This is a genomic window from Nocardia brasiliensis (assembly GCF_011801125.1).
GTDB classification, from domain to species: Bacteria; Actinomycetota; Actinomycetes; order Mycobacteriales; family Mycobacteriaceae; genus Nocardia; species Nocardia brasiliensis_C.
In genome coordinates, this window is sequence record NZ_CP046171.1 from 5164496 (window position 1) to 5190738 (window position 26243).

20 protein-coding genes are annotated in these 26243 nt (G+C 68.8%); 8 read left to right on the forward strand and 12 right to left on the reverse strand.

Going from position 1 to position 26243, the window contains the following annotated elements:
• Nucleotides 1-351: 351 nt before the first annotated feature.
• The 5 genes from F5X71_RS23290 to F5X71_RS23310 form a co-directional block, all read right to left on the reverse strand.
• Nucleotides 352-1164 (reverse strand): shikimate dehydrogenase, encoded by an 813-nt coding sequence (locus F5X71_RS23290; protein ID WP_174817123.1) that lies wholly within the window; start codon nucleotides 1162-1164, stop codon nucleotides 352-354.
• The gene (mltG, locus tag F5X71_RS23295; RefSeq protein WP_167463954.1) at nucleotides 1154-2698 is read right to left on the reverse strand and encodes an endolytic transglycosylase MltG; all 1545 of its coding nucleotides are present in this window, start codon (nucleotides 2696-2698) and stop codon (nucleotides 1154-1156) included. The genes F5X71_RS23290 and mltG overlap by 11 nt, the downstream gene beginning before the upstream one ends.
• Nucleotides 2695-3315, reverse strand: a complete 621-nt coding sequence (ruvX, locus tag F5X71_RS23300) for a Holliday junction resolvase RuvX (RefSeq protein WP_167463955.1) — start codon at nucleotides 3313-3315, stop codon at nucleotides 2695-2697. Before ruvX ends, mltG begins: the two co-directional genes overlap by 4 nt.
• The gene (gene alaS / locus F5X71_RS23305; RefSeq protein WP_167463956.1) at nucleotides 3315-5978 is read right to left on the reverse strand and encodes an alanine--tRNA ligase; all 2664 of its coding nucleotides are present in this window, start codon (nucleotides 5976-5978) and stop codon (nucleotides 3315-3317) included. The genes ruvX and alaS overlap by 1 nt, the downstream gene beginning before the upstream one ends.
• A gap of 214 nt (nucleotides 5979-6192) precedes the next feature.
• On the reverse strand, nucleotides 6193-7539 hold the full coding sequence (locus F5X71_RS23310) for a replication-associated recombination protein A (RefSeq protein WP_167463957.1): 1347 nt from the start codon (nucleotides 7537-7539) through the stop codon (nucleotides 6193-6195).
• A 407-nt stretch (nucleotides 7540-7946) separates the two neighbouring features.
• Between F5X71_RS23310 and F5X71_RS23315 the strand changes: the two genes are divergently transcribed.
• Entirely contained in the window at nucleotides 7947-9593 is a 1647-nt protein-coding gene (locus F5X71_RS23315; RefSeq protein WP_238815418.1) for an alkaline phosphatase D family protein, read from the forward strand.
• 149 nt (nucleotides 9594-9742) lie between these two features.
• Here F5X71_RS23315 and F5X71_RS23320 read toward each other — a convergent pair whose 3' ends face one another.
• From F5X71_RS23320 to F5X71_RS23330, 3 genes are all read right to left on the reverse strand, one after another.
• Entirely contained in the window at nucleotides 9743-10054 is a 312-nt protein-coding gene (locus tag F5X71_RS23320; RefSeq protein WP_167460074.1) for a hypothetical protein, read from the reverse strand.
• A 28-nt stretch (nucleotides 10055-10082) separates the two neighbouring features.
• On the reverse strand, nucleotides 10083-10340 hold the full coding sequence (locus tag F5X71_RS23325) for a hypothetical protein (protein ID WP_167463958.1): 258 nt from the start codon (nucleotides 10338-10340) through the stop codon (nucleotides 10083-10085).
• A gap of 92 nt (nucleotides 10341-10432) precedes the next feature.
• Nucleotides 10433-11602, reverse strand: coding sequence for a phosphotransferase family protein (locus F5X71_RS23330; RefSeq protein ID WP_167463959.1), 1170 nt, complete (start codon nucleotides 11600-11602; stop codon nucleotides 10433-10435).
• A 191-nt stretch (nucleotides 11603-11793) separates the two neighbouring features.
• Here F5X71_RS23330 and F5X71_RS37110 point away from each other — a divergent pair, with 191 nt between their 5' ends.
• Nucleotides 11794-12951 carry a hypothetical protein gene (locus F5X71_RS37110; protein ID WP_238815419.1) on the forward strand — a complete coding sequence of 386 codons (1158 nt, stop codon included), beginning with the start codon at nucleotides 11794-11796 and terminating at the stop codon, nucleotides 12949-12951.
• 35 nt (nucleotides 12952-12986) lie between these two features.
• On the opposite strand, the gene F5X71_RS23340 is transcribed toward F5X71_RS37110, so the two are convergent.
• Nucleotides 12987-13979, reverse strand: coding sequence for a DUF389 domain-containing protein (locus F5X71_RS23340; RefSeq protein ID WP_238815420.1), 993 nt, complete (start codon nucleotides 13977-13979; stop codon nucleotides 12987-12989).
• 128 nt (nucleotides 13980-14107) lie between these two features.
• Nucleotides 14108-15901, reverse strand: coding sequence for an aspartate--tRNA ligase (gene aspS / locus F5X71_RS23345; protein WP_167463960.1), 1794 nt, complete (start codon nucleotides 15899-15901; stop codon nucleotides 14108-14110).
• Nucleotides 15902-16518: 617 nt separating this feature from the next.
• Here aspS and ypfJ point away from each other — a divergent pair.
• Nucleotides 16519-17442, forward strand: coding sequence for a KPN_02809 family neutral zinc metallopeptidase (gene ypfJ / locus F5X71_RS23350; protein WP_167463961.1), 924 nt, complete (start codon nucleotides 16519-16521; stop codon nucleotides 17440-17442).
• 567 nt (nucleotides 17443-18009) lie between these two features.
• Nucleotides 18010-18708: a hypothetical protein gene (locus F5X71_RS23355; protein ID WP_238815421.1), complete on the forward strand. Its 699-nt coding sequence runs from the start codon at nucleotides 18010-18012 to the stop codon at nucleotides 18706-18708.
• A 50-nt stretch (nucleotides 18709-18758) separates the two neighbouring features.
• Here the strand turns inward: F5X71_RS23355 and F5X71_RS23360 are convergent, their stop codons facing one another.
• Together F5X71_RS23360 and F5X71_RS23365 are read right to left on the reverse strand one after the other, a co-directional pair.
• Complete coding sequence (locus tag F5X71_RS23360; RefSeq protein WP_167463962.1) at nucleotides 18759-20414, reverse strand: hypothetical protein; 1656 nt, start codon at nucleotides 20412-20414, stop codon at nucleotides 18759-18761.
• Complete coding sequence (locus tag F5X71_RS23365) at nucleotides 20411-20740, reverse strand: type VII secretion target (RefSeq protein ID WP_167463963.1); 330 nt, start codon at nucleotides 20738-20740, stop codon at nucleotides 20411-20413. The genes F5X71_RS23360 and F5X71_RS23365 overlap by 4 nt, the downstream gene beginning before the upstream one ends.
• Nucleotides 20741-20949: 209 nt before the next feature.
• Here F5X71_RS23365 and F5X71_RS23370 point away from each other — a divergent pair, with 209 nt between their 5' ends.
• The 4 genes from F5X71_RS23370 to F5X71_RS23385 all read left to right on the forward strand — a co-directional run bounded on the left by F5X71_RS23370 (nucleotide 20950) and on the right by F5X71_RS23385 (nucleotide 26239).
• Nucleotides 20950-21954: an NAD-dependent epimerase/dehydratase family protein gene (locus tag F5X71_RS23370; protein WP_167463964.1), complete on the forward strand. Its 1005-nt coding sequence runs from the start codon at nucleotides 20950-20952 to the stop codon at nucleotides 21952-21954.
• A 31-nt stretch (nucleotides 21955-21985) separates the two neighbouring features.
• Nucleotides 21986-23002 (forward strand): Rv2578c family radical SAM protein, encoded by a 1017-nt coding sequence (locus F5X71_RS23375; RefSeq protein ID WP_167463965.1) that lies wholly within the window; start codon nucleotides 21986-21988, stop codon nucleotides 23000-23002.
• A gap of 136 nt (nucleotides 23003-23138) precedes the next feature.
• Nucleotides 23139-25163 carry a 2-oxoacid:acceptor oxidoreductase subunit alpha gene (locus F5X71_RS23380; protein WP_238815422.1) on the forward strand — a complete coding sequence of 675 codons (2025 nt, stop codon included), beginning with the start codon at nucleotides 23139-23141 and terminating at the stop codon, nucleotides 25161-25163.
• Nucleotides 25160-26239 carry a 2-oxoacid:ferredoxin oxidoreductase subunit beta gene (locus tag F5X71_RS23385; RefSeq protein ID WP_167463966.1) on the forward strand — a complete coding sequence of 360 codons (1080 nt, stop codon included), beginning with the start codon at nucleotides 25160-25162 and terminating at the stop codon, nucleotides 26237-26239. The genes F5X71_RS23380 and F5X71_RS23385 overlap by 4 nt, the downstream gene beginning before the upstream one ends.
• The last annotated feature ends 4 nt before the right edge of the window (nucleotides 26240-26243 follow it).

Consider the following 26243-nt stretch of genomic DNA (forward strand, 5'->3'; position numbering starts at 1 on the left):
GGTTGCACATCCCGCCGAGCACCCCCGGCATCAGAAGCAACCGCAACCCAAAGCCAAGCAAACCCCCCGAACAGCGGAACCACACCCTGAACATCAGAGCCCAGAACTACACAGACCCCAGTGCCACAGCAATTTCCGCGCAGGGCGCCAGCCGACCGATGAACTGCTCGACCCAGCCGTAAACCTGGTTCAACAGCAACCCACTGACCACCGCATATCCAGCCCCAACCACCGGAGCCAGCCACGGTTACACATCCCGCCGAGCACCCCCGGCATCAGAAGCAACCGCAACCCAAAGCCAAGCAAACCCCCCGAACAGCGGAACCACACCCTGAACATCAGAGCCCAGAACTACACAGACCCCAGTGCCGCAGCCATTTCCGCGCGGGGCGCCAGCCGACCGGTGAACTGCTCGACCTGGCCGTAAGCCTGGTTCAGCAGCATCTGCAATCCGCTGACGACGGTGTGGCCGGCTTGGGTGACGGCCTCGGCCAGGGGTGTCGGCCAGGGGTTGTAGATGGCGTCGAGTACGACGGGGGCGGTGGCTACGGCGGGCGCTACCTGGGCGGCGGCTTCGGCGGGGATGGTGCTCACCACGACGCCCGCGCGCTCGCACAGGCCGACCAGGGCGGCCGGGTCGAACGGGGTGAGGGCGGCGTTCATGCCGAGTCGTTCCGCGAGGTCCAGTGCGCTGCTTGCCCGGCCGGCGTCGCGGGCGATCACGGTGACCGTCTTGGCGCCGAGTTCGGACAGGGCGAGCAGGGCGGGCCGCGCGGTGCCGCCCGCACCGAGCACGACGGCCTCGTCCAGGTCGGTGACTCCGCCGCCGCGCAGCGCGCCGAGCACACCGTCGACGTCGGTGCAGTCGGCCCGCCAGCCGCCGTCGACCCGGACGAGGGTGTTGGCCGAGCCGACCAGTACCGCCCGCTCGGTGCGCTCGTCGGCGTAGGCGAGCGCGACCTCCTTACCCGGCATGGTCACCGAGAGCCCGACCCATTCGGGTCCGAGCCCGTCGACCAGTCCGGGCAGCTGTTCGGCCGTGCATTCGATGCGCTCGTAACTCCAGTCGAGTCCGAGCGCGCGATACGCGGCCAGGTGCAGCTGCGGTGAGCGGGAGTGGGCGATGGGCTTGCCGAGCACCGCCGCTTTGCGTTCAGCGGCCACTGTCGAGGATTCCGCTCGCCTGCGCCTGCTGGATGTAGCGCTGGTGCTGCTTGTAATCATCGGTGAACAGGGTGGTGCCCTGCTTGTCGACGGTCACGAAGTACAGCCACGGCCCCACGTCCGGATTCTCCATGGCGCGCAACGCGTTCAGCGAGGGCGCGGAGATCGGGGTCGCGGGCAGGCCGGTTTTCGCGTAGGTGTTCCACGGCGTCTCCGTGGCCCGGTCGGTGTCGGTGGTCTGCACCTCGGTGCGGTCCAGCGCGTAGTTCACCGTCGAGTCGAACTGCAGCATCTGCGGCACCCGCAGCCGGTTCACGATCACCCGCGCGACCTTGCCCATGTCCTGCGGCTTGGCCTCGCGTTCGACGAGCGACGCGGCGATCAGCGTCTCGTACGGGGTCAGCTTGGTCTCGCCGCCGGACTGCAGCAGACCGGTCGACTCGTAGCTCTTGGCGCTGGCGGTGACGACCTGCCGGATCATCTGCTCCGGCGTGCCGCTCGGATCGAAATCCAGGGTGCCCGCGGCGATCAAGCCCTCCAGCTGCCTGGTTCGGTCCGGGCAGTCCTTGACGCCCTGCGCGGCCCAGGACGGCACGCCGAGCGCGGCGAGGTCGGCACTGGCGCCCGCGGCGTCGAGTTGTTCGTAGGTCGCGCACTTCTGGTTCGGGCCGATGCCGATGCAGCTGGCCTCGGCCATCATCCGATAGATGCCGTCGGTGCGCCGATTGGTGCCCACCTCGTACTGATCGTGCAGCAGTCGCCCCTCGGGAATGACCAGGTTTCCGACCCTGGCCTGCTTACCGACCAGCGCCGCGACCGCCTGCACGGCCGGGCTGCGGGTCGGGATCGCGTAGAAGCCCGGCTGCACCGACTGCATGTTCGAGTTGCGCACGGCCGCCTCGATGAACGCGCCGGTGCTCGCGACGATGCCCTTCTCCTTCATGCTCGCCGCGATCTGCTGTGAGGTGTCGCCGTCGTGCACCTGCACCACGGCCATCGGACCGACCGGCCCGGCGAAATCCTCGGGCGGGCCGAGCTTCTCGATCAGCTTCATGCCCGCGAACACCGCGGCGCCCGCGAACAGCAGCACGAACACGCCTGCGACGAGCCACATGGTCCGCCTGCGCCGCTTACGCTCCTGCGCCTTGCGCGAGGCCGCGCGCGAACGCCTGCCGCGCTGGGCACTGCGCGAACGCCGCGGCGGCTCCTCCGGTTCGTCGTCCTCGTCGTGCTCCACTTCCCGGCGACCGGCGCGGGTCCGCTGCCCGGCCCCGCGCGCCACGGCGGGACGCTGGCGGGTGCGAGGTCGCGGGGCGGGTTCGGGCGGGTCCATGTCGTCGGTGTAGCGCGGGATGACCGTGGTGTCGTCCTCGTAGTCGTCCCAGTCGTCCTGCTCGCGGCCGACCACCCGATTCGTTCTGGCGTGTGTGTCTCTGCTGTTCTGCCCGCCCCAGGCTCGGTCGTCACGCCGGTAACGCCGATCAGCTTCGCGCTGTCGGTACCGTTCCTCGGCCCGCGCCCATCGATCCGTCATGCATCGTCCTCCGACGACACCGCAGCGGACCCTGCGACGCGCCCGAGAGCCTCAGGACGCACCGCTTCACCCGACCTCAACACCGCACTCCGTTCGTCCAACCATCCTTGCAGGATCGAGACGGCTGCCGCCTGATCGATCACCTGCCGCTGGCCACGCGCGCGAACTCCACTGTCCCGCAATGCACGTGCAGCTGACACGGTAGTCAAACGTTCGTCGGAAAGCCGTATAGGCACCGGCGACACGGCGGACCGCAACTGCTCCGCGAACGCGGTGGCAATAGTAGCGGCGCTACCCTTCTCCCCGCGCAGGGTTCGAGGCAGCCCGACGATCACCTCGACGGCCTCGTACTCCCGCACAATCTCAGCAATTCTGGAAATATCGCTTCCGGGCGCGCCGCGACCGCCGCCGCGCGCGTTCGGCTTGGCGCGCGGCACGGTCTCCACCGGCGTGGCGAGGATGCCGTCGGGGTCGCTGGCCGCGATGCCGATGCGGACACTGCCGACATCGACGGCGATCCGCCTGCCACGTCCCGGATCGGTGTCGGGGTGCGGCCGGTCGGTGTCGACGCCCGCCGACCGGCCGGCACCCCCTGCGGAATCGCTGGCCGATGCCATCACTGGGTGAGTTCAGCCACCCGGGTACGGACCGCGGCCAGTCCCGCCGGAATACCCGACGGATCCGACCCGGCGCCCTGCGCCATCTCGGGCTTGCCGCCGCCACGTCCGGCGATGCTCGGCCCGAACGCGGCCACCAGATCCCCGGCCTTGAAACCGAGATCCTGCGCGCCCTTGTTGACGGTCACCACGAACGGCACCTTGCCCTCGGCGTTGCCGAGCAGCACCACCACCGCGGGCTGCGTGCCGAATCGACCGCGAATATCGGTCGCCAGCGTGCGCAGATCACCCGCGGCCACGCCCTCGGGCGCGGCGACGGCGACCAACAGCACCGCACCGATCCGCTCGGCCTCGTCCACGAACTTCCCGGCCGAGGACAACACCGCGGCCATCTTGGTGCGCTCGAGTTCCTTCTCGGCCACCTTCAGCCGCTCCACCAGCTGCTCGACCCGGGCCGGCACCTCGTCGGAAGGCACCTTCAGCGACGCCGCCACACCGGCGAGCAGCGCACGCTCCTTGGCGAGGTACTGGTAGGAGTCCAGGCCGACGAAGGCCTCCACACGCCGGATCCCGCTACCGACCGACGACTCACCGAGCACCGTGATCGGACCGATCTGCGAGGAATGCTGCACGTGCGTACCACCGCACAGCTCCATCGAGAACGGGCCGCCGATCTCCACGACGCGCACCTCGTCGCCGTAGTTCTCGCCGAAGAGCGCCATAGCGCCCATCTCCTTGGCCTTGGTCAGGTCGGTGACGAAGGTGTTCACCGGGAAGTCCGCGCCGACCGCGTCGTTGGACACGGCCTCGATCTCGGACTTCTGCTGCTCGGAAAGCTGCCCCTGCCAATTGAAGTCGAAACGCAGATAACCGGGCTTGTTCAGCGAACCGGCCTGCACCGCGTTCGGGCCGAGCACCTGCCGCAGCGCCGCATGCACCATGTGCGTACCGGAGTGACCCTGCGTCGCACCCCGACGCCAGGCCGGATCCGCTTGCGCGAGAACGGCATCGCCCTCGGTGATCTGGCCCTGCTCGACCGTGGCCTTGTGCACCCACACCTTCTTGGCGATCTTCTGCACATCGTTGACGGTCAGCTTCAGCCCCGAGGCGGTGATGCTGCCACGGTCGGCGATCTGACCACCGGACTCGGCGTAGAGCGGGCTGCGATCGAGAATCACCTCGACGTCCTGACCGGCCTGGGCGACCGGAACCCGCACGCCGTCGGCGATCAGGGCGAGCACGTGCGCCTCGGAGGTCAACTCGTCGAAACCGGTGAACTCGGTGGCACCGCGATCGACCAGTTCCTTGTAGACCGACAGATCCGCGTGCGCGTGCTTGCGGGCCTGGGCGTCGTCCTTGGCGCGCTTGCGCTGCTCGGCCATCAACGACCGGAACCCGTCCTCGTCGACCGAGAGCCCGGCCTCGGCGGCCATCTCCAGGGTGAGATCGATCGGGAAGCCGTAGGTGTCGTGCAGGGTGAACGCGTCCGAACCCGCGATCGTGCTGCTGCCCTTGGCTTTCACCGCCGCGGCCGTGTTGTCGAACAGGGCAGAGCCGGTGTTCAGCGTCTTCAGGAACGCGGTCTCCTCACCCACCGCGACCGTCTCGATCCGCGCGAAATCGGTGGCGAGCTCCGGGTAGGACGGCGACATCAGCTCGCTGACGACCTTCATGAACTCGCCCATCACCGGCTTCTCCGCACCCAGCAACCGGGCCGAACGCACGATCCGGCGCAGCAGCCTGCGCAGCACATAACCGCGCCCGTCGTTGCCGGGATTGACGCCGTCGGCGATCAGCATCGCGCCGGTGCGCGCGTGGTCGGCGATCACCCGGAACCGCACGTCGTCCTCGTGCGCGACACCGTAGGAACGGCCGGTCAGCTGCTCGGCCTTGTCGATGATCGGGCGCAGCAGATCGGTCTCGTAGACGTTGTCCACGCCCTGCAGCAGGAACGCGACCCGCTCGATGCCCATGCCGGTGTCGATGTTCTTGCGCGGCAGCGGGCCCAGGATCTCGTAGTCGTCCTTGCTGGTGCCCGCGCCACGCTCGTTCTGCATGAACACGAGATTCCAGATCTCGATGTAGCGATCCTCGTCGGCCTCGGGGCCGCCCTCCACGCCGTACTCCGGGCCGCGGTCGAAATAGATCTCCGAGCACGGGCCACACGGCCCGGGGATGCCCATCGACCAGTAGTTGTCGGCCATGCCGCGGCGCTGGATCCGCTCGGCGGGCACGCCGGTCTCCAGCCAGATCCGCTCGGCCTCGTCGTCATCGAGGTAGACGGTGGCCCACAGCCGCTGCGGGTCGAACCCGAAGCCGCCGTCCTCGACGCTGTTGGTCAGCAACGACCAGGCGAAGGTGATGGCCTCGCGCTTGAAGTAGTCGCCGAAGCTGAAATTGCCCGCCATCTGGAAGAAAGTGTTGTGCCGCGTCGTGACGCCGACGTTCTCGATATCGCCGGTGCGCACACACTTCTGCACGCTGGTCGCGGTCGCATACGGCGGAGTCTGCTGACCGAGGAAGAAGGGGACGAACTGGACCATGCCTGCGTTCACGAACAGCAGGTTGGGGTCGGCCAGGATCAGCGAGGCACTGGGCACCTCGGTGTGTCCGGCACGGACGAAATGGTCCAGGAAGCGCCGTCGAATCTCGTGGGTCTGCACAGATATCCAGCCTACCGGTGCGGTGCACGTGGTTTTTCATCGACCGGGGTGCTGCGGGCCACCCGGCCGACTGATCGACTTCAGCACGACACCTGCTCGGCTACGTATGTCCGGCATGCCTCGGCCAGGTCCGGCACGCCGCAACCAGAGCCAGCACACCGCAACCAGAGCCAGCACACCGCAACCAGGTCCGGCAGGAATCCACCGCGGCCCGTTACCTGCCGCGGATGATGCGGCGCAGTTTGTTCACCCGGGGACCGACCTCGCGTTCGTGGCCGTGGTCGGTGGGCTGGTAGTAGTCGACGCCGACCAGCTCGTCCGGCGGATACTGCTGCGCGAGCACGCCGTCCTTGTTGTCGTGCGGGTATTTGTAGCCCTGCGCGTTGCCGAGCTTCGCCGCGCCCGCGTAGTGCCCGTCGCGCAGATGCGGCGGCACCGCGCCCGCCTTGCCCGCCGCCACATCGGCCATCGCGGCGCCGATCGCGGCGACCACCGCGCCCGATTTGGGCGCGCTCGCCAGGTGAATGGTGGCCTGCGCCAAGGCGAGGCGGCCCTCCGGCAGACCGACCAGCTGCACCACCTGTGCGGCGGCGGTGGCGGTCTGCAACGCCGTCGGGTCGGCCATGCCGATGTCCTCGCTGGCGTGGATCATCAGCCGGCGCGCGATGAACCGCGGATCCTCCCCCGCGGTGAGCATCCGCGCCAGGTAATGCAGCGCGGCGTCGACATCGGAGCCGCGGATGGACTTGATGAAGGCGCTGATCACGTCGTAGTGCTGATCGCCGGCACGGTCGTAGCGCACCGCGGCCTTGTCCACACTGGCCTCGACCAGTTCGACGCCGACCGTGCCGTCGAGCGAGGACTCCGCCGACGCCTCCAGCGCGGTGAGCGCGCGGCGGGCATCGCCGCCGGCGATCCGGACGATATGGTCCAGCGCCTCGTCGGCGACCGTGTACTGGGCGTCGAGCCCGCGCGGATCCTCGATGGCCCGGCGCAGCACCTGACGGATGTCGTCGTCGGTGAGCGACTGCAATTGCAACACCAGCGAGCGCGACAGCAGCGGCGACACCACCGAGAACGACGGGTTCTCGGTGGTCGCGCCGACCAGCAGCACGATCCGGTTCTCCACCGCGGCAAGCAATGCGTCCTGCTGGGTCTTGGAGAAGCGGTGCACCTCGTCGATGAACAGCACGGTCTGCTCGCCGACCGTGAGCCTGCGCCGCGCCACATCGATGACCGCGCGCACCTCTTTGACCCCTGCGGACAGGGCCGACAGCGCCTCGAAACGCCGCCCGGTGGAATGCGAGATCAACGACGCGAGCGTCGTCTTGCCGGTCCCGGGCGGGCCGTACAGCAGCACCGACGCCGCGCCCGACCCCTCGACCAGTCTGCGCAGCGGCGAACCCGGTCCGAGCAGATGCTGCTGCCCGACCACCTCGTCCAACGAGGCGGGCCGCATCCGTACCGCCAGCGGCGCCCCGGCGTCCCGACGCACCACGGTGTCGATGCTGTGCTCGGCGGGCACAGCGTCGCCAGGCACATCGAACAGGCCATCGCTCACGACCGTGCCCCGCTGACACTCGGCCCCACCGTGCGCGATGCACCCTGCCTCACGATTCGCACACCCCGTTCACACACGACCGTGCCCCGCTGACGCTCCGCCCCACCGTGCGCGATGCGCCCTGCGTCACAATTCGCACACTTCGTTCGCTCACGACTGTGCCCGCGCAGCTGCGGTGCCGTCGCGATCGGTACGACCCCGCGTCCCCGGTTCGCTCGCACAAGCTCACTCACGTTTGCCAACGTTACCCAGCCACACCGACAACTCCGCACATGCCGGCGAGCGCCACGGGCACCCAGCGTCGGAGAGGCGTGCGGCGTGGTCAGCCGATACGGCCGAGGGTGTTCGGCGAGCCGATTTGCGTGCGGCCCGCGGATCGGATGTGATCAATACTCGTGGCTGAAAACGTGACTGTTTCAGATTCTGCGCAGCTCGGACCCATCGCGCGCCGCACCCTGTTCAAGGGTGGTGCGGCGGTGGCGGCCACCGCAACGACGCTGCTGGCGGCCGGTCCCGCCGCGGCGACCGCGCCAGTGTTCCGGCACGGCGTCGCCTCGGGCGATCCGCTGCCCGACGGCGTCATCCTGTGGACCAGGGTCACCGTGTCCGAGGACGCCACGCCCGGGTCGGGGGTAGGCGAATCGACCGGCGTGCGATGGGAGATCGCCGCCGACGAGGCGTTCGCCACGGTGGCCGCCGCCGGGACCGTCACCGCGACAGCCGCTGCCGACCACACCGTCAAGGTCGATGTCTCGGGCCTCGCGCCGGGCCGCGACTACTTCTATCGGTTCAGTGCGCTCGGTGAGACCTCGCCGGTGGGCCGGACCAGGACCGCACCGGCCGACTCGACCGCACTGGAGCGACTGCGCTTCGGCGTGGTGTCGTGCGCCAACTGGGAGGCGGGCTACTTCGGCGCCTACCGGCACCTGGCGGCACGCACCGACCTGGACGCCATCCTTCACCTCGGCGACTACATCTACGAGTACGGGCGCGGGGAGTACGGCGGCCGCTACGGCGCGGTGCGCCCGCACGATCCGGCGAACGAGACCGTCACGCTGGCCGACTACCGAATCCGGCACGCGCAGTACAAGACCGACCCGGACCTGCTGGCGTTGCACGCGCTGCTGCCGTTCATCTGCACCTGGGACGACCACGAATTCGCCGACAACACCTGGTCCGGCGGCGCGGACAAGCACGATCCGGCCACCAAGGGCAACTGGGCGGACCGCAAAGCCGCCTCCGCACAGGCGTATCTGGAGTGGATGCCGGTGCGCGCCAAGGGTTCCGGCGGGGACGTGCAGATCTATCGGCGGCTGCGCTTCGGCACCTTGGCCGAGCTGTCCATGCTCGACCTGCGCAGCTACCGCGACCAGGAGGCCAAACCGGGTGCGGGCTGGCGCGAGGCCGACAATCCGGCGCGCACGATCACCGGCAAGGCCCAAATGGAGTGGCTCACCGCCGGTTTGGCGTCCGCGCCGGTGCGGTGGAAGCTGGTCGGCAACTCGGTGATGATCGCGCCGCTGGTCTTCCCGCCGCTGGAGCCCGCCACCACCGCGGCCATCACCGGCACCATCGGCGTGCCGCAGGCGGGCCTGCACGTCAACGGTGACCAGTGGGACGGCTACACCGCGGACCGCACGAGGCTGTTCCGCGCGATCACCGACCAGCAGGTGTCGGACGTGGTATTCCTGACCGGCGACATCCATTCCTCCTGGGCCGCAGACCTTCCCGTCGACGCCGCCGACTATCCGGGCGGGCCGACGGTGGGCGCGGAGTTCGTCGTCCCCTCGGTCACCTCGAACAGCATCGGCGATGTGCTGAAGGCGAACTCCGCGCCGATCGCCGAGTCGATCAAGGGTCTGAACCACCACATGCGCTACGTGGAACTGGATTCGCACGGCTACGGCGTTCTGGAGGTCACCCCCGAGCAGACCCAGATGGACTGGTTCTACCTGTTGAACGTGGCGGACCCGAATTCCGGTGTGCGCCACGCCACCTCGCTGGCCGTCCGCTCCGGCGGCCGCCTGGAGCCCCGCCCCCACCCCGTGAGCTGACCGCCCAGGCTCCTCCGCCCGGGTCAACCGCCCCGGAACGCAGCCTCAGCCCCGCCACACACGACGGCGGTACTCGCCGCCGCACCCAGCACCGCAGGCTGCCTCTCCAACGAGGCCGACCGCACCGCGCGGCCCCCATCCTGGCGGGCTTACTCGCCGCCCCCGCCGCCTCCTCCACCCCCGCAACCTCCGCCGCCGCCCCCGCAGCTTCCGCCGTCGCCGCCGCTGCAGCCTCCGCTGATGTCTGTACCGACGCTGCCGAGGGCCCACCACCGGGGGTCCTTCTTGCGGATTCGGCGGTTGTGGCGGCCGCGGCGGTAGTCGCCGCTGAGTGCGCTGCCCGCGGTGCGGGCCCGGGTCATGGGGTCATCGACCGCGGCTCGGGCGGTGGTACGGCGGCGGATCAGCAGCACGACCGCGATCAGGGCCACCACGATGATGCCCAGCACTACGTATTCCATGAGGTTTCCCCTCTCACGTCCGCGTGGCTCACGGCATTCCGCCGGCGGATCCATCGAAGTGGCTACCCGCCCCGCCGATGGTCTTGTCCGCGAAGTCTTTTCGCTCACGGCGCCGGCGATCTCGACGCCGCACGTAGCCCGCGCTGAGCTCCGCGCCGCTGCGTCGGGCGCGGGTCAGCGCATCCACACCGCGAGCACGTGCGCGGGCCCGATACCCGAGCCAACCGGCCACGGCAAGGGCCGACACCACCGCGACAACGCCGACAACCAGCGGCACACCATTCATCGGGCCACCTCTTTCGCCACCCTGGTGAACAGCTCAGGATACGGCGCGACAGCCCCGGTCGAATGCCCTCAATTATGCGGTGGCCGTTGGGTTTACTCGGCCCAGCGCTCTTCCAGCATCGCCGACACGTCCTCGGCGAAATCGCCGATGATGTCGTCGCCGGTGCAGCGGGCGTCCTCGGCCAGCGCGGCCCAGCGGTTGATCAGCGCTTCCGAACGCGGCACGGACAGCCCGTGCTCGCGGGCGGCGGCGATGCGCGCGTGGTCTGCGGGCAGGAACCAGTAGGTCGACAGCCAGACCCAGATGAGCCGGGCTTCCAGGATGCGCTCGGCGAGCAGTTCGTCGTCGGCCAGCGCGGGCCAGACGCCGACGACCTCGGAGCGCCACGCCTCGACCATCTGCCCGGCCCGTTCCCGGGAGAGTTCGAAATCGCAGAGGCAGCCGGGGAACGAGACGAGCGCGTAGGCGATGTCGAGCGTGGCGTCGCGGAAACCGCCCCACTCGTAGTCCAGGAACCGCGCGCCCTCCTCGTTGAGGATGACGTTGTCGGGGCACAGATCCGAGGGGCTGAACGCCCGGAAGCGTCCCGCGGAGAACAACCGGTTACCCCGCACGATGCGCTCGGCGATCTCGCCGGGCACCTCGATGCCGAGCTCCCGCTGCAACATCCCGGGCACCTCGGCGATGGCGGATTCGGCTTGCTGCGCGATGCCGTCGACCCGGTGCACCACGTCGACCCGGCGCAGCAGCGCGACGAAATCGGCCTCGCGGCCGACGGTGGCGGCATGCATCCGGCCGAGCGCCTGCGCGAAGGCCATCAGCGCGTTCCTGGTCGCGGGTTCGGCTCCGGACTGCAGCACCTGCGTGAGCAGGGAGTTCTCCCCGAGATCACTGAGAATGAGCAACCGCTCCGGCAGGCTGTGCGCGATCAGGTAGGCACCGGGCCGGTGTTCCCGGCTCAAGGCGGTGGTGAACTGATACGACACGGCTTCACGGAGGAACGCGGAGTCGATGCTGGCGACTCCGGGGGCAAGACCGCCCGTCGTGCGGTCCTGCGAGTGCCCGCGGACCTGTTTGACGATGAGGGTTCGCGGCAACGAGAAGGCATTTTCCGCAACACGCACACGGAGAACCGTCGTTCTACCACTACCGCTGAGTTCGATCGGATCGCTCAGCTTTACCGGAGCACCCATTCGCTTTGTGAGCAACTGTTGCGCTGCGGACACGACTTCGGCGGCGCGTTCGGCCAATAGTGCGGTCATCGCCCTTCAAGTTACTCGCATCGGGTCACTTCTAGCGAGCGGTTACACAACCTTTCCGCGTCGTTCGGCGTGTCTCACTCGAGGTTACCGAACGCGAGCCGGTTGCTTGACACCATTGCACCCGTCAGGTTTTCTCATCGTCAACTGCTCTGCGCCACACCGCAAACCAGTTGAGTGGAAAGGTCTATGGCATGACCGGCACACCGCCTCCCCCGCCCCGCGAACCCACCGGCGACGCTCCCGATCACGGCGACGACGAAGGGCAACCGGCGCGGTCGGGCCAGCACGAAAGTCCCCTGCCGCCCGCCGCGGCATCGAGCGCGGAACACGGCAGACACGAGATGGCGGGCTCGGCCGGATACCCCCAGTTCGAGGGGCCGGGCGCGGCGCAGTACGGCAGCGAACCGGTGGAGCCCGCGCCGCCGCGGCAACAACCCAGCTATGCACCGCAGCCGAGCTACGGTCCGTCGGGGCCACCGCCGCAGCAGACCCCGCAGCCGGGCTACGTCCCGCCGCCGCAACCGAGCTACGGCCCACCGGGAACGCCGCCGCAGCAGCCCATGGAACCCAGTTACGGCCCGCAGGGAACCGGTGGCACGCCGCCGCCGTACGGGGCGCCGCAGGCCCCCGACCAGTACGGCGCACCGCAACCGGGCATGGCCCCTCCGCCCGGCGCGATGCCGCCCGACCAGCCGGTCTACGGCTACCAGCAGGCCGCGACCGCACCCGGCACGCTCGATGTCGGCCAGGCGCTCAGCTACGGATGGGAACGGTTCCGCTCGAACTTCGGACCGTGGCTCGCCCTGGTCGCCTGCGGTCTGGTGATCTATCTGGCGTTCGTGGTGGTCGTGCAGCTGACCGAGCCGACATCGATGCTGCCGCTGCTGCTGATCTTCCTCGCGGTCATGGTGGGCGTGTGGCTGTTGCAGGCGGCGATGGTGCGCGGGGCACTGTACGAAACCGACGGCACCAAGCCGTCTTTCGGCTCGTACTTCCGTTTCGTGAACGCCGGGAACGTGCTGCTCACCGCGTTGCTCGCGTTCGTATTGACCTGTATCGCCTCGGCCGCCTGCCTGCTGCCGGGGCTGGTCGTCGGCATTCTGTGCATGTTCTCGCTGCACTTCGTCGTCGACCAGAACGAAGGACCGTTCGAGGCGATCAAATCCAGTGCGATGCTGGTGATCGCGAACATCTGGCCGGTGCTGCTGCTCACCCTGGCGGTGCTGCTGGTCACCTTCGTCGGCGCGCTGCTGTGCGGGCTCGGGCTGCTGATCGCGGGCCCGGTGTCGGTCATCGCGGTGACCTACGCCTACCGCACGCTCACCGGCGGCGTCGTCGCCGCGCTGTAGCTTCCGTGACGTCCCCGCGTCTTTCGCAGGTCGCGTTACCGCCGCGAAAGATGCGGGGGCTCAGTGGATCCCACCGCGCGCATGCCGAGCCAGTGCTTGAACCGCTCGACCGGACCGGACTCCCGGCCCGCGCGCGGGCGCAGCTGCAGCACGATCACGCCCGCGATCACGATGCCCGCGAGGTTCACCGCCAGCTGCCCCGCCGACATGAACGCGATCCGCCACTGCCCCAAAGTCGCTGCGACAACAGCGAATCCGGCGGCGGGCACGGTCGTTACCGAGATGAACACCCCGATCAGCGCCGCCGATTTCGCGGTCACCAGCGAGAGCATGCCCGCCGCTCCGGCCAGCAGCGCGACCACCAGCGAGAACGGCCCGACCCGGTAGATGAAGTCGACGTTCTTGATGCTTTCCACGCCACCCAGCGTGATCCACCCGAACTGCTCCCACAGCAGCGTCGCCGCCAGCGTGACCAGCATCGCCACCGGGAAGCCCACCGCGAGCGCCACCGCCGAGCGGCGCGCGAGCCGAAAGTCGCGCAGCACCACGCCGACCGCGAACGCGGCCAGCGGACCGAACTCCGGGCCGACCACCATCGCACCGACGATGGTCACCGGCGAATCGGTGGCGACGCCGACCGCGGCGAGCAGGCAGGCGATGGTCAGGAACGCGCAGAAGCTCGAGTTGAGCGTCGACTCCTCGTGCACCTGGGACAGCAGTTCTTCCCACACCACCGCGTCGGTCGGATCGCCTGGCGCTTCCGCCTCGGCCCGATCGCCCGCCTCGGACAGCACAGTCTCGACCGGCCCAAGGGTAATGCCACCGGTCTTGCAGATGCCGAGCCCGGTCAGCTCCTCTAGCACGTCGTTGGCGGCTTCTCTGGCCACGTCGGCCTGGATCAGATCACCGGCGGGTTCCAGCGCGACACCGCGCGCCAGGGTCACGTGCGTGGCGCCCGGGTTCGCGGCCAGGACCGACAGCACTGCGTCGGTCGTCTCCGGCGGGCTGATCATGCGCAAGTGCAGCAACGGGTGTCCTCCGGTCGGCGCCCACCTGATGAAGGCGGCGGATCTGACCAGAAGGTACCGCTCGCAGCGGCGAGCGGGATGGCGCGACGGCCGGAGCCGCCCTCGTGTCGGGCGGCTCCGGCCTCGGACTACTCGGCCTTCGCCGCCGCCTGCTCACCCTTGGGGGCGGGCTTGGCGTCCAGTCCGGCTTCCTTGCGCTGTTGCGCGGTGATCGGCGCGGGCGCGTCGGTCAGCGGGTCGACGCCGCCGCCGGTCTTCGGGAACGCGATCACCTCACGGATCGAATCCAGCCCGGCGAGCAGCGCGACGATCCGGTCCCAGCCGAAGGCGATGCCGCCGTGCGGCGGTGCGCCGAAGGCGAAGGCGTCCAGCAGGAAGCCGAACTTCTCCTGGGCCTCCTCGTTGCTGATGCCCATCACCTTGAAGACGCGTTCCTGCACATCGCGGCGGTGGATACGGATACTGCCGCCGCCGATCTCGTTGCCGTTGCAGACGATGTCGTAGGCGTAGGCGAGCGCGGAGCCCGGGTCGGTGTCGAAGGTCTCGACCGATTCCGGCTTCGGCGCGGTGAACGCGTGATGCACCGCGGTCCAGGCCGAATGACCGAGCGCCACATCGCCGCTCGCGGTCGCCTCGGCCGCGGGCTCGAACATCGGCGCGTCCACGATCCAGACGAACGACCAGGCGCTCTCGTCGATCAGGCCGACCTTGCGAGCGATCTCGCCGCGCGCCGCGCCGAGCAGCGCGCGCTGCGCCTTGGCCGGACCGGCCGCGAAGAACACGCAGTCCCCCGGCTCCGCACCGACGTGCTTGGCCAGGCCCTCGCGTTCGGCGTCGCTCAGGTTCTTGGCGACCGGGCCGCCAAGCGTGCCGTCCTCGTTGACCAGCACGTACGCCAGTCCCTTCGCACCGCGCTGCTTGGCCCACTCCTGCCAGGCGTCGAGCTGGCGGCGCGGCTGGCTCGCGCCACCCGGCATGACCACCGCGCCGACGTATTCGGCCTGGAACACCCGGAAGGGCGTCTCCTTGAAGTACTCGGCGCATTCGGTGATCTCGATGCCGAACCGCAGGTCCGGCTTGTCGGAACCGAAGCGGCGCATGGCTTCCGCGTAGGTCATGTGCGGGATCGGCGTCGGGATCTCGTAGCCGATCAGCTTCCACAGGCCCGCCAGGATCTGCTCGGCGAGCAGGATCACGTCCTCCTGACGCACGAAGCTCATCTCGATGTCGAGCTGGGTGAACTCCGGCTGCCGGTCGGCGCGGAAGTCCTCGTCGCGGTAGCAGCGCGCGATCTGGTAGTAGCGCTCGATGCCGCCGACCATCAGCAGCTGCTTGAACAGCTGTGGGCTCTGCGGCAGCGCGTAGAAGCTGCCCGGCTGCAGCCGCGCGGGCACCAGGAAGTCGCGGGCGCCCTCCGGGGTCGACCGAGTCAGTGTCGGGGTCTCCACCTCGACGAACTCGTGACTGGCCAGCACCGCGCGCGCCGCGGCATTGGCCTTGGAGCGCAGGCGGATCGCGTGCGCGGGCGAGTCCCGGCGCAGATCCAGGTAGCGGTACTTGAGCCGGGCCTCCTCGCCGGGCTGCTCGTCGAGCTGGAACGGCAGCGGCGCGCTCTCGTTCAGCACCTCGAGCTCGGTGACGTTCACCTCGATGGTGCCCGTCGGCAGCTCCGGGTTCTCGTTGCCGTCCGGACGCGGTTCCACCACGCCCGTCACCTGGACGCAGTACTCCGCGCGCAACCGGTGGGCCTGCTCGGCGGGCGCACCCTCGCGGAACACCGCCTGCGCCACACCCGACTCGTCGCGCAGATCAATGAAGATCACGCCACCGTGGTCGCGCCGCCTGGCCACCCATCCGGTGAGGGTCACGGTCTGACCGGCGTGCTCGCTTCGCAGCGAACCAGCCAAGTGGGTGCGCAGCACAGGGTTCCTTTCGACGACTCCGGCACCGGCACGAAATGACCAGGTGCGCCCCCATCGTAGTGAGACACATCCGCCGAGCGGAAACCGATCCGACCACACCCGTGCCAAGCTGTACTCGCCGCGCCCGCACACCTCGATTCCGGACCCCGAATCCGGGCACTCCGAAACCGGCAGCACCTCGCCCGCGGCCGACACCACACCCGACAAGCTCGACACCGCCCACCCCACCCTCCACAATCACCATCCGACACCAAACAAAGCCCGCTCCACCCCCTTGAAAATCGAAAAGCGCGGCCCCAGCCCGCAACCGAATACCAAGTCCAGGCAAGACCCACCAGCCATTCAGCCGCGCACCACAACCGTGAAAGCAACAGTCCCCTTGTCCACCCAACGCCCCCACCACGGAGCGAGTCTTACGAGCGACCCGTTCGCGGCCGTCTCGTGGCTCAGCGGTCGAAGCGCACGCGCCGCGGGCGCGAGTCTCGACCGCTGAGCCACGAGGCCCACCCGTCGCCCGACCACCGCCCCTCATCGAATCGCTCCGCGATGCGGAGATTTATGGGGCCGCGAACACGCCGCGGCCACGCGGCCAACCAACACAGAAAGTGATACAGCCGATGACCTTCAACGAGGGCATGCAGATCGATCCGGATCGGGCGTCTTCCGGTGGTCCGGGGATGGGCGGCAAGATCGCGCTGGGTGGTGGCGCCGGCGGCTTGATCGTGCTGGTGCTGACGTTGCTGCTGGGTGGTGATCCGGGGTCGATTCTCGGGCAGTTCACCGGCGCCGAGGACCAGCAGCAGACGCAGCCGGGCTCGGCGGGCACACCGGCGCATTGCAAGACCGGCGCGGATGCGAACAAGTATGTCGATTGCCGGGTGGTGCTCACGGCACAGAGTTTGGACGCGGTGTGGTCCGCGGAGTTGTCGAAGCAGACCAATACCCGGTACGCCAAGCCGAAGCTGACGTTGTTCTCCGGTGCGACGGCGACCGGTTGCGGTAACGCGACCAGCGATGTGGGTCCGTTCTATTGCCCGGCGGATCGGACCGCGTATTTCGACGTGACGTTCTTCCAGGAGTTGGTGGATCGTTTCGGTTCCAGTGGTGGGCCGCTCGCACAGGAGTATGTGGTGGCGCACGAGGTCGGCCATCACATCCAGAATCAGCTCGGCGATATCGGTCGCGCGCAGCAGGATCCGCGTGGCGCGAATTCCGGCGCGGTGCGCACGGAGTTGCAGGCCGACTGCTACGCGGGCATCTGGGCGCACTTCGCGGACAAGACGCCGGCGCCCGGTGGTGGGCAGCCGTTCTTGAAGCCGTTGTCGGACAACGACATCAACGACGCGTTGTCGGCCGCGGCGTCGGTGGGCGACGACCGGATCCAACGGGCGTCGAATCGCCGCGTGAATCGAGACATGTTCACCCACGGCGATTCCGAGCAGCGGCAGAAATGGTTCCTCACCGGGTACCGCACCGGCCAGGTCCGAGCCTGCGACACCTACTCGGCTCCCGACCTGTCCAACCCCCCAGCACTGCGCTGATTCCGATACTGGTCAACTGATCACGGGGAACTGGTGGCGGCAACGCCCGAGAGCGCGCCGCCACCAGTTCCTCGTGATCAGTTGACCAGTGCAAGATTGCGGTCGGCACGCGCGGCGTGCGTCCAGCGTTGGGCAGTCATTGCGGGGTGTAACCGCGGATGCCACCGCTTCTGGATGGAACGGCGTCCACAACCGTGGCCGCGTCACTGCGGTGCCGTGGGGGCAGGCGGTGCCGCGGCGTCACCCGCACACGGACCAGCACGACCACATAGCCAGCGACGCCACAGGCCCAGCGGCACAGCGACGCGGCGACACAGCAGCACGGCAGCACGGCAGCACGGCAGCACAGCGACACAGCGACACGGCGACACAGCAGCACAGCGACACGGCGACACGGCAACACAGCAGCACAGCGACACGGCGACACGGCAACACGGCAGCACAGCGACACAGCGGCACAGCGACGCGGCGACACAGCGACACAGCAGCACAGCGACACAGCAGCACAGCGGCACAGCGACGCGGCGACACAGCGACGCGGCGGCACGGCGGCACGGCGGTGCGCGAATGGCCGTGTGGCTGAAGCTGGTTCAGTTCGGGCGGCTGTTCGTGCGCGAGCGGGTCGGTCCGTTCAATAATCGGCGTACGGCATGGATGGTGCCGGGTACCGGGATCGGTCGCGTCATGGACCGCTGCCGGTACACAGAAGCGGCAGAGAGTGAATTGATGCGTGGTCTGAAGACGGCACTGCTGGTGGTTATCGTGAGCCTTGTCGGGAGCTTGGGGACGGCGGGCGCTGAGCCGAGCGGTGATCAGCCCACGACCCCCGGCTCGCCGCCGGCTTCCGCCCCGATGGCGCTGCTGACGCTCACCACCTTCCCGAACGCCTGGCAGCCGCGTGTCGATCTGCGGCCGCAACTGCAGGTCTTCGAGGACGGCCGCGCCGTGCGCATCCCCGATGCCGTTGCCCCGCAACGTGGTCCGGACACACCGGCGACGGAGGTCAAGGGCCGTCTCCCCGCCGATGTGCTCGCCGCCGCGCTCACCGAGACCAAGGCGCTCAGCACCGTGGATCTCGGCGTGCCCACCGTCACCGACCAGGGCACGCAGATCATCGACTTCATGCCCGCACCGCCGGACGAAGCTCTGCACGTCGTCGTCTACGCCCCCGAGTCCGACGACGGCCTGAGCCAGCAGCAACTGACCGCGCGCAAGCGCTTCGCCAAGCTGTACCGCACCCTGCTGGACGCCTTCGTCAAAGACTGACGGTCCAGCAGGGCACGGAGTCGCCGTTCAGCGGCAACCGGAACCCGCGCCTAGAACTGATCCTGCTCGTAGTCCGAGCTGATGATCTCGTCGGAGTGGGTGGCGCCGATGACATCCGGAGTGGATTCACCGAGCGGACCGGTGAGATCGTCGTTGCCCGCGGCACTTTGGTAGGGCTGAACGGTGCGCGAGTGCTCGTCCTCGCTGCCGCGCTGCGCGCCCGCGGCGCCGGGGCCACCCATGAAGCCGCTGCCGGTGCCCGCCGTCGTGGTGCCCGGGGTACCGGTGGCGCCGGGACCGAACGTGGTGCCGGGCATACCGCTGATCGGGCGGCCGCCGGGCAGACTGGTGCCCGGCACGGCGGTGAGCTTCGGGCTGGCCGGGAGGCCGCTGGTGCCGGGCCGTCCGCTGACGCCGGGGCTGCCCGAGCGGCTCAGGCCGCTCGGCACGCCGGTGCCGAGACCGCTGTTGGTGCTGGTCGGCGTGCCCGAGCTGTGCACCGACGACGGCGTGGTCGAGCTCGGCGTTCCGGTGAGCGCGGAGTCGACGCCCGCCGCCTTGGTCACCGTGTCGGAGGCGGTGGACTGCGCCTGTTCCAGGATCGGCTGTCCGACGTTCTGCGCCAGCGCCTGCGCGACCTCCTGCGGCGCCGGTCCGCCGCCGGGCGCGACCAGCTGCTGCACCATGCTGCTGAGTTCGCCGGTTTTCCCGGCGAGGTCACCGCGGGTGGCGTTGACGACGCCGACCGCCTGGCCGAGATGTTCGGTCGCCGAAGCCATCAGGGTGGCCTGTGCGGGCGGGGTGAGGATCACCGGCGCCATCGCGGTGGCCTGCGTCGCGAACGAGGAGGCGATGCCGAGCAATTGCGCGTTGCCCTGCTGCACCACCGCGGCCGCCCGCTGGGTGAGCTCGGAGATGTCGATACCGCGCTGGCTGGTCTCCTGTCCCTCGGCGTTCGCCTTCGCGCCGGCCGCCTGCGCGTTGCGCGCGGCCTGGCTCTGCCACAGCTGCTCGACGGTGGTCATGCTGCCCTTGCCGACCGACATGGCCATGTCGATCACCTTGGACGACTGACTGAGGATCGCGGTGGGGTCGAGCGCACCGATGACGCCGCTGCCGAAGCTGTTGAGCAGCGACAGGATCGGCTGCATGAGCAGGTCGACACCGGGCAGCGCGGGTACCGCGATGCCCTGCATGAGCGCGCCGACCGGATCGGCGGGCAGGGCGGGCAGCGAGGTCGGGATGGCCGCCTGTGCCTGGCTGACCGCGGCGGCCACCGAACTGGGCGCGCTGCCGAGCGCACCGTTCAATACGCCCTGCGCCTGATCGAGCACGCCCGCGCCTGCCGCGGCCAGTGGGGCGGCGGCCTGCTGGATCGCCGCGCCGGTGTCCCCGAGCAGCGCCGAGACATCGGACGGCACACCGGAAATGGCGTTGTCGGCCGTAGGCGCACCGGACAGACCGGGCATGCCCATCCCCATCGCGTTGTGCTGGTCCTCACTGATCTTCTTGGCCAGCACGAATTCGGGCGGCTCGATGGGCGGCAGGTCCTCGGGCAGCTGCGGCAGCGACACGTCGAGCACCGCCTGCGGCGCGTTCTGTACGGAGTCGAACACCGCCTGCTGACCGATGGCGACGTTCTGATCGGCGGCGTGCGCCATCGCGTGCTCTTCGGGTGCGATCACCCCGGTGTCGAGTGGCTTCACACCGCACCTCCGATCTGGTTGCCGATGGCGCCGAGGGCACCCGCGTTGGACCAGTCCGTGGCGTCGTAGGCGGCGGCGGCGCTGAACGCCGATTCCGAGAGCTTGGCGTACTTGGCGGACAGGTCGTTGATGTCCTTGGCCTGCAGCACCTGCGCCGCGGCGAACATCGCCAGATAGTCGGCGCCGATCAAACCGAACACGGGAACGAGCGCCGCGACGTTCTTCACCGCGTCGAAATTGCCCGCCCCCGCCAGATCACCGGAGATCCCCGCGTTCGTGGCGGCGAACGCCCGGACCGCTTCGGTCTCTACCGAGAGATCACTCATCGAGTTGCCCCCCAAATCGTCGTGCACATCAGTGTCGTGAACTTCTTCGTCGTCACCGCTTGCCCTGCCGAACGGCAGGGCCGCCACGGTTGGGCTCAATATAGCCGACGGTACCGGCAACTTTCGAGTCCAACGGCACGTTGACAGTGGGAATAGGAAAGGAACTGGAACGTGTTGCAAATTAGAACAAGTTCTATATTCTCGTTCGCATGAAGGTCGCAGTGACCGGCGCAGCCGGCTACCTTGGCACGAACCTGCTCCGCCTGCTCGCCGCGCGCGGCCACGAGATCACGGCGGTCGACCGGGCGGTCCCACCCGCGTCGCCGCTGCCCAATGTCACCTGGGTCAGCGGCGACGTGCTCGACCCGGCATCGATGCGCGCGGCACTAGAGGGCGCCGAGATCGTCTACCACCTGGTCGCGGTGATCACGCTGGCGGAGAAGAACGACCTGGCCTGGAAGGTGAACACCGAGGGCGTCCGGGTGGTCGCCGAGGCCGCGCTCGCGGTCGGCGCGCGCCGAATGGTGCACGCCAGCTCGATCCACGCGTTCGACCAGTACCGCTGCGGCGGCCGGATCGACGAGAACGCCGCCCGCTCGACCGATGACGCGCTCCCGGTCTACGACCGCTCCAAATGGGCGGGCGAGGTGGCGCTGCGCAAGGTGATCGACGACGGACTCGACGCCGTACTGTGCAACCCCACCGGCGTATTCGGTCCCCTCGACTTCAGCAAGCCGCTCTCGCGGATCAATCGCACGCTGCGCGACGCCGCCCATGGGCGCATCCCCGCCATGATCGGCGGCGGGTTCGACCTGGTCGACGTGCGCGATGTGGCAGCGGGCCTGATCTTGGCCGCCGAAAACGGCCGCACCGGCGAGAACTATCTGCTCGGCGGCGAGATGATCTCGATGCTCGAGCTCTGCCGACTCGCCGCGAGGCACGGCGGCAAACGCGGCCCGAAGTTCGCCATCTCCCCCAAGCTCGTATCGGGCGCCATCCCGGTGCTTGCGCCGATCGGCAAGCTGTTCAAGTCCGACATCGTCTCGAAAGCCGCACTGGGCGCGCTCATCTCGGCGCCGCTGGTCGATCACGGCAAGGCCGAGCGCGAGCTCGGCTACCAGCCCAGAAGCACCGACGACACCATCCGCGACCTGGTCGCCTTCTTCGCCGACCCCACCCCGCTCACCCCGCCGGACACCCGGCAGATCGCTTGACACGCTATAGAACACATGTTCGACTGATGGGGTGCGGTGGCAGAACCAGACCCTGGACGCCGAGGACGGCGCACTGCCCGGACTCACCCGGGCGGGTCTGACGCGCACCGTGCGGACGCCCGAGTTCGAGGGCATCACCTTTCACGAGGTGCTGTGCAAGAGCGCGCTGAACAAACTGCCGGAAAGCTCGTCCATGCCGTTCCACTGGACGATCAATCCGATGCGCGGGTGCTCGCACGCCTGCCGCTATTGCTTCGCCCGCCCGACGCACGAGTACCTGGAGCTGGACGCGGGCCACGATTTCGATTCCCAGATCGTGGTGAAGACGAACATCGCGGCGGTGTTGCGTAAGGAACTGCGCAGGCGGTCCTGGCATCGGGAGCCGGTGGCGCTCGGCACCAACACCGATCCGTACCAGCGGGCCGAGGGACGATATCGGTTGATGCCGGGCATCATTCGCGCGCTCGCCGATTCCGGGACGCCGTTCTCCATCCTCACCAAGGGCACCCTGCTGCGCCGGGATCTGCCATTACTGACGATGGCAGCCCGCCAAGTTCAGGTGAACTTGGCAGTCTCGATCGCGATCAACGATCTCGACCTGCATCGCGGCCTGGAAGCAGGCACGCCGACACCCAAGGCGCGCCTGGAGCTGGTGCGCTCGCTCGCCGACGCGGGCTTCTCGGTGAATGTCCTGGTCGCCCCGGTGATTCCGTATCTCACCGACGGCAGGGCGCACCTCGACGAACTGTTCGGCGCGATCGCCGCGGCGGGTGCGCACTCGGCCGTCGCCTTCCCGATGCATCTGCGCGGCAGCACCCGCGGCTGGTTTCTCGGCTGGCTCGCCGAACACCATCCGGCGCTGGTGCGGCGCTACCGCCAGCTCTACGGCCGGGGCGCCTACGTGCCGCCGGAGTACTCGGCGTGGCTGCGTGAGCGCGTCGATCCGCTGCTCGAGCGACACGCCCTGAAGCCGGAAAAACCGGCAGAACCGCGGACACAACCGGAAAGTGCGCACGCGCCGGACCCGCAGCTGGCATTGTTCGGCTGACGCCTCCACCATCGGTTGCGCAGCAACGCACACCAGATTCCGTGGTGAACCACACATATCGGGCGCACGCACCGCGCGGTGCGGAGTAGTTTGGCGAATGGCACCCCTCTCATCGACGAGGAAGTGAAGCAGGCACATGGTTTCGCACCAGAATGATGTCGGCACCGGCCACGGCGCTGCCACCGGCTCGGCCCAAAGCGACACGGGCGCAGCGAAATTGGAAAAGGTCGTGATTCGGTTCGCCGGGGACTCCGGTGACGGCATGCAGCTGACCGGAGATCGCTTCACCCATGAAGCGGCCGCGTTCGGCAACGACCTCGCCACCCAACCAAACTTCCCCGCCGAGATCAGAGCGCCACAGGGCACGCTGCCCGGTGTCTCGTCGTTCCAGATCCAGATCGCCGACTACGACATCCTGACCGCGGGCGATCAGCCCGACGTGCTGGTCGCGATGAATCCCGCGGCGCTGAAGGCGAATCTGGCGGACCTGCCGCGCGGGGCCACCCTCATCCTCAACACCGACGAGTTCACCAAACGCACCCTCGCCAAGGTCGGCTATCGCGCCGACCCGCTCGACGACGACACACTGTCGGATTTCGTGGTGCACCGCGTCCCGATGACCTCACTCACCATGGGCGCCACCGAATCCACCGGTGTCGGCAAAAAGGACGGCCAGCGCGCGAAGAACATGTTCGCGCTCGGGCTGCTGTCCTGGATGTACGGCCGTCCGATCGGCGGCACCGAGCAGTTCATGCGGGAGAAGTTCGCGGCCAGGCCCGAGATCGCCGAGGCCAACGTGCTGGCCTTCCGCGCGGGCTGGAACTACGGCGAGACCACCGAAAGCTTCGCCACCACATACGAAATCGCACCCGCGAAGCTGCCGCCCGGCACCTACCGCCAGATCACCGGCAACACCGCGCTCGCCTACGGACTGGTGGCCGCGGGCCAATTGGCCGGGCTGCCGGTGTTTCTCGGCACCTATCCGATCACGCCGGCCTCCGACATCCTGCACGAGCTGAGCAAGCACAAGAACTTCGGCGTCACCACCTTCCAGGCCGAGGACGAGATCGCGGGAATCGGTGCGGCGCTCGGCGCTTCGCTCGGCGGCTCGCTCGGCGTCACCAGCACGTCGGGACCCGGTCTGGCGCTCAAGAGCGAGACCATCGGCCTCGCGGTGATGACCGAGTTGCCGCTGCTGATCATCGACGTGCAGCGCGGCGGCCCGTCCACCGGCCTGCCGACCAAGACCGAGCAGGCGGATCTGCTGCAGGCGCTCTACGGACGCAACGGCGAATCGCCGGTCGCGGTGCTGGCGCCGCGCTCCCCCGCCGACTGTTTCGCCACCGCGGTGGAGGCGGCCAGGATCGCGCTCACCTATCGCACGCCGGTGCTGCTGCTCTCCGACGGCTCGATCGCGAACGGTTCTGAGCCGTGGTCGATTCCGAACGTCACCGAGCTGGCGCCGATCGACCCGGCCTTCGAACCCGCGGGCGCGGAGACCGACCCGTTCCTGCCCTACGCCCGCGACCCGGAGACACTGGCCCGGCCGCTCGCCGTGCCCGGCACCAAGGGCCGCGCGCACCGGATCGGCGGTCTCGAGAAGGCCGACGGCAGCGGCAATATCTCCTACGATCCGGCCAATCACGAACTGATGGTGCGGTTGCGCCAGGCCAAGATCGACGGGATCGGCGTGCCCGATCTCGAGGTCGACGACCCGGACGGTCGCGCCGAGCTGCTGCTCATCGGCTGGGGTAGTTCGTACGGGCCGATCGGCGAGGCCTGCCGCCGCGCCCGCCGCCGCGGCGTGCCGGTCGCGCAGGCGCACCTGCGGCATCTGAATCCGTTGCCCGCCAACCTCGGTGCGGTGCTGCGCCGCTATCGCACGGTGGTCGCCCCGGAGATGAACGGCGGCCAGCTCGCGCTGCTGTTGCGCGGCAAGTATCTGGTCGACGTGCGGCCGTGGACCAAGGTCGCGGGCACCGCGTTCTCCGCGCAGGAACTCGTCGGGGTGATCGACGCCGCCCTGGACGGCTCGCTCGAGGAGATGGAACACGACAAGGCCTTCGCCGCACGGGCGCGGGCCACGTACACGACGCAGCCGGACAGCTCGGCGAACCGGGCACAACCGGGCGACGTCCGACCTACTGGGGGCAACGAATGACCATCATGGAGACCTCGCTCGTCGGTACCGATCTGGGCCTGACCGGACTGTCCGGCGTGCCCGCCGCCGACGGACCGCAGAAGGTCAAGGACTTCACCTCCGATCAGGAGGTGCGCTGGTGCCCCGGCTGCGGTGACTACGTGATCCTGGCGACCGTGCGCGGCTTCCTCGCCGAGCTCGGATTGCGTAGGGAGAACCTGATGTTCGTGTCCGGGATCGGCTGTTCGAGCCGCTTCCCGTACTACCTCGAGGCCTACGGCATCCACTCCATCCACGGCCGCGCGCCCGCCATCGCGACCGGGCTGGCGGTGACCAGGCCCGATCTGTCGGTTTGGGTGGTGACCGGTGACGGCGACGCGCTCTCGATCGGCGGCAACCATCTCATCCACGCGTTGCGCCGCAACGTGAACATGACGATCCTGCTGTTCAACAACCGGATCTACGGGCTCACCAAGGGCCAGTACTCGCCGACCTCGGAGGAGGGAAAGATCACCAAGTCCACCCCGATGGGCTCGGTGGACCATCCGTTCAACACGCTGTCGGTCGCGCTCGGCGCCGAGGCCACCTTCGCCGCCCGCGCCCTCGACTCCGATCGGGCCGGGCTGACCGAGGTGCTGCGGGCCGCCGCCGAGCATCGGGGCACCTCGTTCGTCGAGATCCTGCAGGACTGCCCGATCTTCAACGACGGCTCGTTCGACGCGCTGCGCCGCGACAATGCCGCGGACCATCTGATCCCGCTGCACCACGGACAACCCATCCGGTTCGGCGCCGACAATGAATTCGCCGTGGTGCAAAGCGGTTTCGGCCTGCGGATCACCCGCGCGGACGCGGTTGCCGAAGCCGACATCGTGGTGCACGACGCCTACAGCGACAACCCGGAATACGCCTACGCCCTGTCCCGGCTGTCCGACCAGTCTCTGGACCACGTCGTCACCGGCGTCTTCCGCAGCGTGAGCCGCCCCACCTACGACGACGGCGTCCGCGCCCAGACCACCTCCGCCCGCGAACGCAAACCAGTCGACCGGAACTCACTCCAGTCTCTGCTGACCGGCCCCGAAACCTGGACGGTCGGTTAGGCGG